The sequence below is a fragment of the Planobispora rosea genome, from assembly GCF_014648175.1.
GTDB lineage: Bacteria > Actinomycetota > Actinomycetes > Streptosporangiales > Streptosporangiaceae > Planobispora > Planobispora rosea.
Genome location: NZ_BMQP01000086.1, coordinates 1 through 10,740, shown reverse-complemented (window position 1 = coordinate 10,740; position 10,740 = coordinate 1). Strand labels below are relative to the sequence as shown.

Here is a 10,740-nt window from a genome sequence, read left to right as displayed (position 1 = left end):
CTGGTGGAGCAGGACCGCCCTGGTCAAGCGACTGCCGATCCTGAAGTGACCGCCCGCGCGGCGCCCGTCCCCTCAAAAGACAGGGGACGGGCGTTCGCTTTTCGGAAAGGGCCTCCCCGCGCGGCGGAGGCCCCGGGCGAGACCGGGGAACCGATCGGAACGCACGCCGGAGACGCAGCGGGCACGTCGGCCCCGATGGTGGGGACCAAATCCTCTACGTGATCAAGATGAAAACGGGAAAGGTCGTGCCCATGGAGAAGCTACAGAGGATCGACGCGTACTGGCGCGCCGCCAACTATCTGTCGGTGGGGCAGATCTACCTGCTGGACAACCCCCTGCTCAGCGAGCCGCTGGCCGCTGAGCACATCAAGCCGCGCCTGCTGGGGCACTGGGGCACCACCCCTGGCCTGAACTTCTGCTTCGCGCACCTGAACCAGGTCATCCTGGAGCGCGACCAGGAGATGATCTACATTGCGGGGCCCGGGCACGGGGGGCCGGCGGCGGTGGCGCACGCCTGGCTGGAGGGCTCCTACACCGACAAGTACCCCGACATCCCGCAGAACACGGCCGGGATGCGCCAGCTGTTCCGGCAGTTCTCCTTCCCCGGCGGGGTGCCCAGCCACGTGGCCCCCGAGACGCCCGGATCGATCCACGAGGGCGGTGAGCTCGGCTACGCCCTGGCCCACGCCTACGGCGCGGCCTTCGACAATCCCCGCCTGGTGGTCGCCTGCGTCGTCGGCGACGGTGAGGCCGAGACCGGCCCGCTGGCCGCCAGCTGGCACTCCAACAAGTTCCTCGACCCGGCCCGCGACGGCGTGGTGCTGCCCATTCTGCACCTGAACGGCTACAAGATCGCCAACCCGACGGTGCTGTCCCGGATTCCCGAAGCCGAGCTGATCAAGCTCATGGAGGGGTACGGCTACCGCCCGCACATCGTGTCCGGGCACGAGCCGGCGGCCATGCACCAGCTGATGCAGCAGACTCTGGGGGCCGTCTTCGACCAGATCGCCGAGTACAAAGAGGGCCGGGCGGACCGCCTCCCGATGATCATCCTCCGGTCGCCCAAGGGCTGGACCGGCCCGGCCGAGGTCGGCGGCCTGCCGGTGGAGGGCACCTGGCGCTCCCATCAGGTGCCGCTGGCCAACGTCCGTGACGATGCCGGAGCCCGGGCGATGCTGGAGCAGTGGATGCGCTCGTACCGGCCCGAGGAGCTCTTCGACGCCGACGGCCGCCCGGTGCCGGAGATCATGCACCTGGTGCCCGACGGGCCGCGGCGGATGAGCGCCAGCCCGCACGCCAACGGCGGGGAGATCCTGCGCCCGCTGGCCATCCCGGACTTCCGCCGCTACGCCGTGGAGGTCAAGGACCCCGCCGCCCAGCACAGCGAGCCCACCCGCGTGCTGGGCGCCTTCCTGCGCGACATCATGGCGGCCAACCCGCAGACCTTCCGGCTGATGGGCCCCGACGAGACGGCCTCCAACCGGTTGAACGCGGTGTTCGAGGTCACCGGCCGGGCCTGGAACGCCGAGGTGCTGCCCACCGACGAGCATCTGGCCGCCGGCGGCCGGGTCATGGAGGTGCTCAGCGAGCACCTGTGCCAGGGCTGGCTGGAGGGCTATCTGCTGACCGGCCGCCACGGCCTGTTCAACTGCTACGAGGCGTTCATCCACATCGTGGACGCCATGTTCAACCAGCACGCCAAGTGGCTGGACGCCTGTCACGACATCCCCTGGCGGCGCCCGGTGGCCTCGCTCAACTACCTGCTGTCGTCGCACGTGTGGCGCCAGGACCACAACGGCTTCAGCCACCAGGACCCGGGCTTCCTCGACGTCGTGGTCAACAAGAAGGCCAAGGTGGTGCGGGTCTACCTGCCGCCGGACGCCAACACGCTGCTGTCGGTCGGGGACCACTGCCTGCGCTCACGCGACTACGTCAACGTCATCGTGGCCGGCAAACAGCCGGTGCTGGACCTGTTCACCATGGACGAGGCCATCGTGCACTGCACCCGCGGCCTGGGCATCATCCCCTGGGCCTCCACCGACGCGGGCGCCACCCCGGACGTGGTGCTGGCCTGCGCCGGGGACGTGCCCACCCTGGAGACCCTCGCCGCCGCCGCGCTGCTGCGCCAGTACCTGCCCGACCTCAAGGTCCGGGTGGTCAACGTCGTGGACCTCATGCGCCTGCAGCCGCCCACCGAGCACCCGCACGGCATGCCCGACGCCGAGTTCGACGCCCTGTTCACCACCGACCGGCCCGTCATCTTCAACTTCCACGGCTACCCCTGGCTGATCCACCGCCTGACCTACCGCCGCGCCGGCCACCACAACATCCACGTGCGCGGCTACAAGGAGGAGGGCACCACCACCACGCCCTTCGACATGGCGATGCTCAACGACATCGACCGCTACCACCTGGTCGTCGACGTCATCGACCGGGTTCCGGGACTGGGCACCACCGCCGCGCATCTGCGTCAGCAGATGCTCGACGCCCGCCTGCACGCGCGGGCTCACACCCGCCAGCATGGTGAGGATCCAGCAGACATCCGAGACTGGACCTGGACGCATTGATCGACTGAGCTCAACGAGTGTCGAGGCCGTGGTCGCGGAAGCGTGCGTGCACCCGCTCCAGGAGCCCTGCGTCCGGCGGCTCGACGCCAGGCAGGGGGTAGGGCAGGCCGAGCGCGGCGTACTTGCCCTCGGCCATCCGGTGGTACGGCAGGACGTCGATGTGCTCGACGTTGGGCAGCGCGGCGGCGAAGCGGGCCAGCCCCTCGACGTTCTCCTCCAGGTCGGTCAGCCCCGGCACCAGGACGAACCGGATCCAGGCAGGCCTGCCCAGCTCCGCCAAGCGGCGCGCGAAGCGCAGCGTGGGGGCCAGGTCGCCTCCGGTGAGGCGCCGGTAGAGCGCGGGGTCCCAGGACTTGACGTCCAGCAGGACGAGGTCGGTGTCGGCGAGCATCGCGTCGGTGGCGCGGTCGCCGAGGAAGCCGGAGGTGTCCAGTGCCGTGTGCAGGCCCAGCTCGCGGCAGCGGCGCAGGATCTCGGCGGTGAAGGCGGGCTGCTGGAGCGGCTCGCCGCCGCTGACGGTGACGCCGCCCCCGGCGACCTGGATGAACCTGCGGTAGCGGGCGATCCGGGCCATGAGTTCCTCGGCGGTGGTCGGGGTGCCGCTGCGCCGCCGCCAGGTGTCGGGGTTGTGGCAGTACAGGCAGCGCAGCGGGCACCCGGCGGTGAACACCACGAAGCGGGTGCCCGGCCCGTCCACCCCGGTGGAGATGTCCCAGGAGTGGACGGAACCGGTGAGGGGGGCCGTACCGCGACCGGTGGTGGGACCGGTGCCCGGCCCGGCCGGGCGGCCGGGCCGGGTCCCGTCAGACCGAGCCGTGGAAGGTGCGGTTGATGACATCGAGCTGCTGCTCCCTGGTCAGGCGGACGAAGTTGACCGCGTAGCCGGAGACGCGGATGGTGAGCTGCGGGTACTTCTCAGGGTGCTCCATCGCCTCCAGCAGGACATCGCGGTTGAGGACGTTGACGTTCATATGGAAGCCGCCGGCGTCGAAGTAGCCGTCGAGCACGCCCACCAGGTTGGAGATCCGTTCGGCGGTGCCACGGCCCAGCCCGCCCGGCGTCACCGTGCTGGTCAGCGAGATGCCGTCCTGCGCCTGGTCGTAGGGGAGCTTGGCGACCGACAGCGCCGAGGCCACCATGCCGTGCCGGTCCCGGCCGTTCATCGGGTTGGCGCCCGGGGCGAACGGCTCGCCCGCGCGGCGGCCGTCGGGGGTGTTGCCGGTGTGCCTGCCGTACACCACATTGGAGGTGATGGTCAGCACCGACTGGGTGTGCTCGGCGCCCCGGTAGGACGGATACCCGCGGATCTTCTCCATGAAGCTGCGCACCAGCCCCACCGCGATGGAGTCGACCCGGTCGTCGTCGTTGCCGAAAGCCGGGTAGTCGCCCTCGACGACGTAGTCGACCGCCAGGCCGGTCTCGTCGCGGACGACCCGCACGCCGCCGTACCTGATGGCCGACAGACTGTCGGCGGCCACCGACAGACCGGCGATGCCGCAGGCGAGGGTGCGCTTGACCGGATAGTCGTGCAGCGCCATCTCGATGCGCTCATAGGCGTACTTGTCATGCATGTAGTGGATGACGTTGAGCGCGTCGACGTAGGTCTCCGCCAGCCAGTCCATCATCCGGTCCAGGGCCGCGGCGACTTCCCCGTAGGAGAGGTACTCGCCGGTGAGCGGCGGGAGCGCCGGGCCGACCTGCTCACCGGTGATCTCGTCGCGGCCGCCGTTGATCGCGTACAGCAGGGTCTTGGCCAGGTTGACCCGGGCCCCGAAGAACTGCATCTGCCGTCCCACCGGCGCGGCGGACACGCAGCAGGCGATGGCGGTGTCGTCGCCGGACACCGGGAGCAGCAGCCCGTCGTTCTCGTACTGGATCGAGCTCGTCTCGATGGAGGTCCGGGCACAGAAGCGCTTGAAGCCCTCCGGCAGGTCCGGAGACCAGAGCACGGTCAGATTGGGCTCGGGCGCGGGGCCGAGGTTGTGCAGGGTCTGCAGGAACCGGAAGCTGGTCCTGGTGACCAGGGGACGGCCGTCGGAGCTCATGCCGCCGATCGACTCGGTGACCCAGGTCGGGTCGCCGGAGAACAGCTGGTCGTATTCGGGGGTGCGCAGGAAACGGACGATCCGCAGCTTGATGACGAAGTCGTCGACCAGTTCCTGGGCGCGCGTCTCGTCGATCGTCCCCTCCTCCAGATCGCGCTGGAGGTAGACGTCGAGGAAGGTGGAGGTACGGCCCAGCGACATGGCGGCGCCGTTCTGCTCCTTGACGGCCGCGAGATAGCCGAAGTACAGCCACTGGATCGCCTCCTGCGCCGTCGTGGCGGGGGCGGAGACGTCGAAGCCGTAGGCGGCGGCCATCTGCGCCAGCTCACTCAGCGCACGGATCTGCTCGGCCAGCTCCTCCCGGTCGCGGATCACGTCCTCGCGTGAGGGCGCGTCGTCCAGGGTGGCCAGCTCCGCCTTCTTGGCCGCGATCAGCTGATCTACGCCGTAAAGGGCGACACGTCGATAATCACCGATGATCCGGCCGCGGCCGTACGCGTCGGGCAGGCCGGTGATGACACCCGAACGGCGGGCCGCCCGGATTCGCGGGGTGTAGGCGTCGAACACGCCGGCGTTGTGTGTCTTGCGGTACTTGGTGAAGATCTCCCTGACCTGCGGGCCGAGCGTGTACCCGTAGGCTGCCAGCCCGTTCTCGACCATCCGCAACCCGCCGTTGGGCATGATCGCCCGCTTCAGCGGGGCGTCGGTCTGCAGGCCGACGATCAGTTCGCGGTCCCGGTCGATGTAGCCGGGGGCGTGAGAGGTGATCGAGGACGGGGTCGAGGCGTCCACGTCGTAGATGCCGCGTGCTCGCTCTTCGGGGAACAGGGCGGTCAGACGGTTCCAGACGGCCAGCGTGCGCTCGGTGGGCCCGGCCAGGAAGCTCTCGTCCCCGGTGTAGGGGGTGTAGTTGGCGTGGACGAAGTCCCGCACGTCGATGGCCGAGCGCCAGACGCCTCCGCGGAAGCCGCGCCAGGCGCCTTCCCCGGCGACGCGCCCGACCTCAAGGGTGATGCTCATGACGGAACCTCCTGCGAACTTCGGTGGCGATTCCATCTTCGGCAGCGGGGCTCCGGACGACCGGAGGAAGACGTCCCCGAGGCGGGGGACCTTGGTCACGAGCGGCGGGAGCCCGATGGCCCTCCAGCGGGCGCGGAACGTGTGACCCCGCACGTCCGGCGGATCGGATCGTGCGGGGTCATGGTTCCGCGCGGTAGCGCGTGCGGGGCCGCCCGGAGCGGGTCACGCCGCCCGGAGCAGCTCGGGGACGGGCCGCCGCGGGGCGCGCGGTACGGCGGGGCCGTACCCGAGACGGACGATCATCTGGGGATGGCCGCCGGGATGCCGGGGATCGGTGTGACGGCGCATGTCGCGCAGGTCCAGCGGCTGGTTGAGGAACGAGGCGGACAGGCCGCGCACGGTGGCCACCAGCAGCAGGCGCTGCAGGGCTTGGCCGGCGCGCAGCCAGTCGGTCGGGCCGTCACCGGGGGTGGTCAGGACGACGAGCTGGGGGTGGGCCTCGAAGCGGACCCGCTCCCGGGTCACCCGCGCGAAGTCGCGGACGGGCGCGAGGTCGCCGATCGGCCGCGGCCCCTGGACGTAGGGCGGCACGCCGTCGGAGCATGACTGCCCGGAGGTCCACCGGGTCAGCTCGGCGCGGTAGCCGCGGTCCCCGGTGAGTGATTCCTCGGCCGCTGCGATCTCCTCCAGCAGCGCGGAGACGGCCGGGCCACGCAGGGAGACCAGGCCGGCGCCCTCCATCTGGGCCGCGGTGGTCAGCTCGTCCATGACCGCCCGCGGGACGGGGGCGTCGGCGAACGGCTGGCGGTTGGTGCGCCGGGTGGTGATCGCCGCGTACAGGTCATGCTCGGCCTCGGAGACGGGCGCGGCGGCGGTGGGCCGTACGGCGGCCAGCAGGGTGGGCGAGCCGTCCCCGATGGCCGGGGCGGACCAGGTGACCGGCCGGTGGCCGCTGACGCGCAGGGCGAGCCGGAGGTTGAACAGGGCCGCGCCGCAGCTGATTCGCAGGGAGCGGCCGCGCGGGTCGGCGACCCTCAGCCAGCGCTCCGGGTCGGCGTGGAGCTCGATGTACTCCCGGTTGCGGACGACGAAACGCCACGGCTGGGTGTTGTGCACCGAGGGCGCGGTGCCGGCGGCGGTGATGAGACGGCGCGTTCCGGCGTGCGTGGCCAGTGGGTTGAGCATGGTGAACCTCCTTGCCACGAGGTTGGTGCATCGCCGTCGGCCGCGGGCAGAGGCGAAGGTCCCGGCGGCGCGGGACCTCCGGACCACAGGACCTGCGGGATTGGGAAGGACGGGGATCGGGGATGGTGGCAGTCACTGAGTGTCATGACTTTTTACGAATATCTGGGGGAGACGCGCGGTGGGAGGGCAACTTCGGGTGATCCGGCAGCGGATCCGCTCCGTCCGCTCCATAGCCAAGATCACACGGGCGCAGGAACTCATCGCCACCTCCCGGGTGTCGAAGGCCCGGGATCGCGCTGCGGCGGGGGAGCCGTATGCGCGCGAGATCGCCAGAGCGGTCTCTACCCTGCTGAGCCACCACACGAGTGCCGATCACGCACTGCTCGACCTCCGGCCCGACACCGCGCGGGTGGCAGTCCTGCTGATCACCGGTGACCGGGGGTTCTGCGGGGGCTACAACAACAACGTGCTCCGGCAGGGGGAGGCGCTGGCCGCCCTTCTGCGACAGCAGGGCAAGGAGCCGCTCTTCTATCTGACCGGCCGCAAGGGCATCGAGTGGTACCGCTTCCGGGGCCGCCCGGTGGTGCGCGAGTGGACGCAGATCTCAGCCGCGCCGTCGTACGGCGCGGCGGCGGAGATCGGCGAGGAACTGGTCGGAGCCTATGACACGCCGACCCGGGCGGGCGGGGTGGGCGAGGTGCACGTCGTGTTCACCGAGTTCGTCTCGATGCTGACCCAGCGCACGACCGTCCGGCGGATTCTGCCCATCGAGGTGGAGGAAGAAGCTGGTCCCCCGGGGGAGCGGTCTCCGCGGGCGCCGTTCGCCTTCGAGCCCTCTGCCGACGCGGTCCTGGACAGTTTGCTCCACAAATACGTCAATGCCCTCATCTGGCACATGCTGCTCACCTCGGCCGCAGCTGAGCAGGCTGCCCGGCGCACCGCGATGATGGCGGCCACGGAGAACGCCAGACAGATCATCGGTGAGCTGACTCGCCAGGCCAACGCGGCCCGCCAGGCGGAGATCACCACCGAGCTGACCGAGATCGTCGGCGGAGCCGCCGCGCTGTCGGATTCAAGCAGGCGGTGAGGGATCTGCGCGAGGGATGGGGCGAAGTCCGCACGGCCGGTGGGAGCGGGACTACGGCCGTCATGGCCGTCATGGCCGTGGCGCTTCCGTCCCTGGGAGGCGTCGGCGGTGACTCCGTCAGCCGCCACGCACGCGCGGCGCGGCGGCTGACCTTCCGTCACTTCGCTGACCGAGGGTCTCGCCGCGTTCGGTAGCGGAAAGCCTCCGGCGCGCAGTCCCCGTGCTCGGCCTCCGGGCGGGCGGCCAGGAGCGAGCGGGAGAAAGAGGGACGGAAGTCCCATCGGTCAGGGCCGTTTTCCTGCGACGTGGGGTCGAAGGAAAAGGTCAAATGATGACAGATTCCCGGCTGTTGGGCAGACGCACCACGGGTCACATGAGACCTGGGACGGTCACCGGCCACCGCGCCGTCCATGCCGAGAGGGCCACCGCCGACCGGGCAGGTGGTCGCATCACTGTCAATCGGGAAACACCATGAAAAAGACAGAAGGCGGACTACTCCCCGGAGTGGCCGTCGCCGATCACACCGCAGCGGCGGGAGGAACGGCCCCGCGCGCCGAGAAGGGCACCCGCCTGGGGCTGCCGCAAGCCGTCGCACTGGTCGTCGGCAACATCGTAGGTACTGGGATCTTCCTGCTCCCGGCCTCGCTGGCGGCCTTCGGGACGGTCAGCATCCTGGCGTTCGGCATCGTCACCCTCGGCTCGCTGGCCCTGGCCGTCGTCTTCGGGCGGCTCGGCCGGCGCATCCCGGCCTCGGGCGGGCCCTACGCCTACGCCCGGGACTCCTTCGGCGAGTTCCCGGGCTTCCTCAACGCCTGGTCGTTCTGGATCACCGCCTGGGCCGGCAACGCGGGCATCGCCGTCGCCTGGGTCGGCTACGTCGTCTACTTCGCCGAGGCCGCCTTCGGCCTCGACTGGAGCGGCACCGGCGCCCAGGTGGTCATCGGGCTGATCGGCCTGTGGATCCCCGCGCTGATCAACCTGGCGGGCGTCACCAAGATGGGCGCCTTCCAGCTGATCACGACCGTCCTGAAGTTCGCTCCGCTGATCTTCGTGGCGATCGTCGGCCTGTTCTTCATCCAGGCCGACAACTTCGGCCCGTTCAACGCCACCGACGGCTCGTGGATCGGCGCCGTCTCGGTGGCCGCAGCCCTGGTGCTGTTCGCCTACTCCGGCGTGGAGAGCGCCAGCATCGCCGCCGAGAAGGTCAAGGACCCCGCGCGCAACATCGGCCGTGCCAGCGTCTACGGCACCCTGGCCTGCGCGGCGCTGTACATGCTCGGCACCGTCGCGGTCTTCGGCACCGTCCCGCACGAGAAGCTGGTGAACTCCACCGCGCCCTTCGCCGACGCGATCAACGCGATGTTCGGCGGCAGCGCCTGGGGCATGGTGATGGCCGCCTTCGCGATCATCTCCGGCATCGGTGCGCTGAACGGCTGGACCCTGCTGGTGGCGGAGATGCCGATGGCCGCCGCCCGCGACGGGCTGTTCCCGAAGATGTTCACCCGGATGCGCGGCGGCAACGTGCCCTGGGTCGGCATCGTCGTCGGCACGGTCTTGACCTCGATCACCTTCGTGATGGCCTTCGCCGCCGAGAACGCCTTCAACACCATCCTGCTGCTGGCCACCTTCACCACGGTCGTGCCCTACCTGTTCTCCGCCGCCGCCCAGCTGTTCTGGCTGGTCACCGGCGAGCGTCAGGTCAGCGGGAAGGGGCTGGGCTGGAACCTGACGCTGGCTGTCGCAGCCCTGCTGTTCACCTTCTGGATGATCTTCGGTGCCGGCAGCGACGCGGTCTTCCAGGGCACGCTCATGCTCCTGGCCGGCATCCCCGTCTACATCTGGGTCAAGGCCTCGCGCGGCGAGTACGGCCCGAAGGAAACCAAGCACATCTCCACAGGAGAACTCCGATGAACTTCCACGTCGGCTCCGAGGTCGGCCGGCTCCGCCAGGTCATCCTGCACAAGCCCGAGCTGTCGCTCAAGCGGCTGACCCCGTCCAACAAGGACGACCTGCTCTTCGACGACGTGCTGTGGGTGCAGCGCGCGGTGGAGGAGCACGAAGAATGGCAGCAGGTGCTGCGGGACCGCGGCATCACCGTGCACCTGCTGACCGATCTGCTGCGCACCACCGTCGATCTCCCCGAGGCCCGCAAGCACATCCTCGACGGCGGCGTCGACGAGCGCTTCTTCGGGCCGATGGCCACCGACGCGATCCGCAACACCCTCGACGGCCTGGACACCGCCATGCTGGCGCGGTTCCTGACCGGCGGCATCACCAAACGGGAGATCATGGAGCTGGGCTGCGAGCCCGAGAGCGTCGCCTTCCGGGTGCTGGAGATGGACGGCTTCGTGCTGCCGCCGCTGCCCAACCACCTGTTCACCCGGGACACCTCCTGCTGGATCTACGGCGGGGTGTCCATCAACGCGATGAAGAAGAAAGCCCGCCAGCGGGAGACGGTCAACTACGAGGCGATCTACCGCTACCACCCGATGTTCGCCTCCGGCTACGACCGGCCGGACACCGAGGGCGGCTACCACGTGTGGATGCCCGGCATGGCCGCCGCCCCGGCCACCATCGAGGGCGGGGACGTGCTGGTCATCGGGCACGGCGCCGTCCTGGTCGGGATGAGCGAGCGCACCCAGCCGCAGGCCGTGGAGACGCTCGCCACCCGGCTGTTCGCCGAGGGCGCAGCCAAGAAGATCGTCGCACTCAACATGCCGAAGGCGCGGGCGTTCATGCACCTGGACACGGTCATGACGCAGGTGAACGTGGACACCTTCACCAAGTTCGCCGGTCTGGGCATGCTGCCGTCCTACACGATCGAGCCGGGCGACAC

At 69.9% G+C, this 10,740-nt stretch carries 7 protein-coding genes; 4 read left to right on the top strand and 3 right to left on the bottom strand.

The window, feature by feature from the left end; genetic code table 11:
* Positions 1-251 precede the first annotated feature (251 nt).
* The gene (locus tag IEZ08_RS38225; RefSeq protein WP_068923084.1) at positions 252-2,567 is read left to right on the top strand and encodes a phosphoketolase family protein; all 2,316 of its coding nucleotides are present in this window, start codon (positions 252-254) and stop codon (positions 2,565-2,567) included.
* A gap of 10 nt (positions 2,568-2,577) precedes the next feature.
* Here the strand turns inward: IEZ08_RS38225 and pflA are convergent, their stop codons facing one another.
* From pflA to IEZ08_RS38210, 3 genes are all read right to left on the bottom strand, one after another.
* The gene (gene pflA / locus IEZ08_RS38220) at positions 2,578-3,405 is read right to left on the bottom strand and encodes a pyruvate formate-lyase-activating protein (protein WP_084780014.1); all 828 of its coding nucleotides are present in this window, start codon (positions 3,403-3,405) and stop codon (positions 2,578-2,580) included.
* The gene (gene pflB, locus IEZ08_RS38215) at positions 3,371-5,632 is read right to left on the bottom strand and encodes a formate C-acetyltransferase (protein ID WP_189244155.1); all 2,262 of its coding nucleotides are present in this window, start codon (positions 5,630-5,632) and stop codon (positions 3,371-3,373) included. Before pflB ends, pflA begins: the two co-directional genes overlap by 35 nt.
* A 222-nt stretch (positions 5,633-5,854) precedes the next feature.
* Positions 5,855-6,817, bottom strand: coding sequence for an Acg family FMN-binding oxidoreductase (locus tag IEZ08_RS38210; protein WP_068923085.1), 963 nt, complete (start codon positions 6,815-6,817; stop codon positions 5,855-5,857).
* A gap of 178 nt (positions 6,818-6,995) precedes the next feature.
* On the opposite strand from IEZ08_RS38210, the gene IEZ08_RS38205 reads away from it, so the two are divergent.
* The 3 genes from IEZ08_RS38205 to IEZ08_RS38195 form a co-directional block, all read left to right on the top strand.
* Positions 6,996-7,904 carry a F0F1 ATP synthase subunit gamma gene (locus IEZ08_RS38205; RefSeq protein WP_189244154.1) on the top strand — a complete coding sequence of 303 codons (909 nt, stop codon included), beginning with the start codon at positions 6,996-6,998 and terminating at the stop codon, positions 7,902-7,904.
* A gap of 471 nt (positions 7,905-8,375) precedes the next feature.
* Positions 8,376-9,815, top strand: coding sequence for an amino acid permease (locus IEZ08_RS38200; RefSeq protein ID WP_084780015.1), 1,440 nt, complete (start codon positions 8,376-8,378; stop codon positions 9,813-9,815).
* The coding region (locus IEZ08_RS38195) for an arginine deiminase (RefSeq protein WP_189244153.1) at positions 9,812-10,740 on the top strand (929 nt) is incomplete at its 3' end. The genes IEZ08_RS38200 and IEZ08_RS38195, both read left to right, overlap by 4 nt.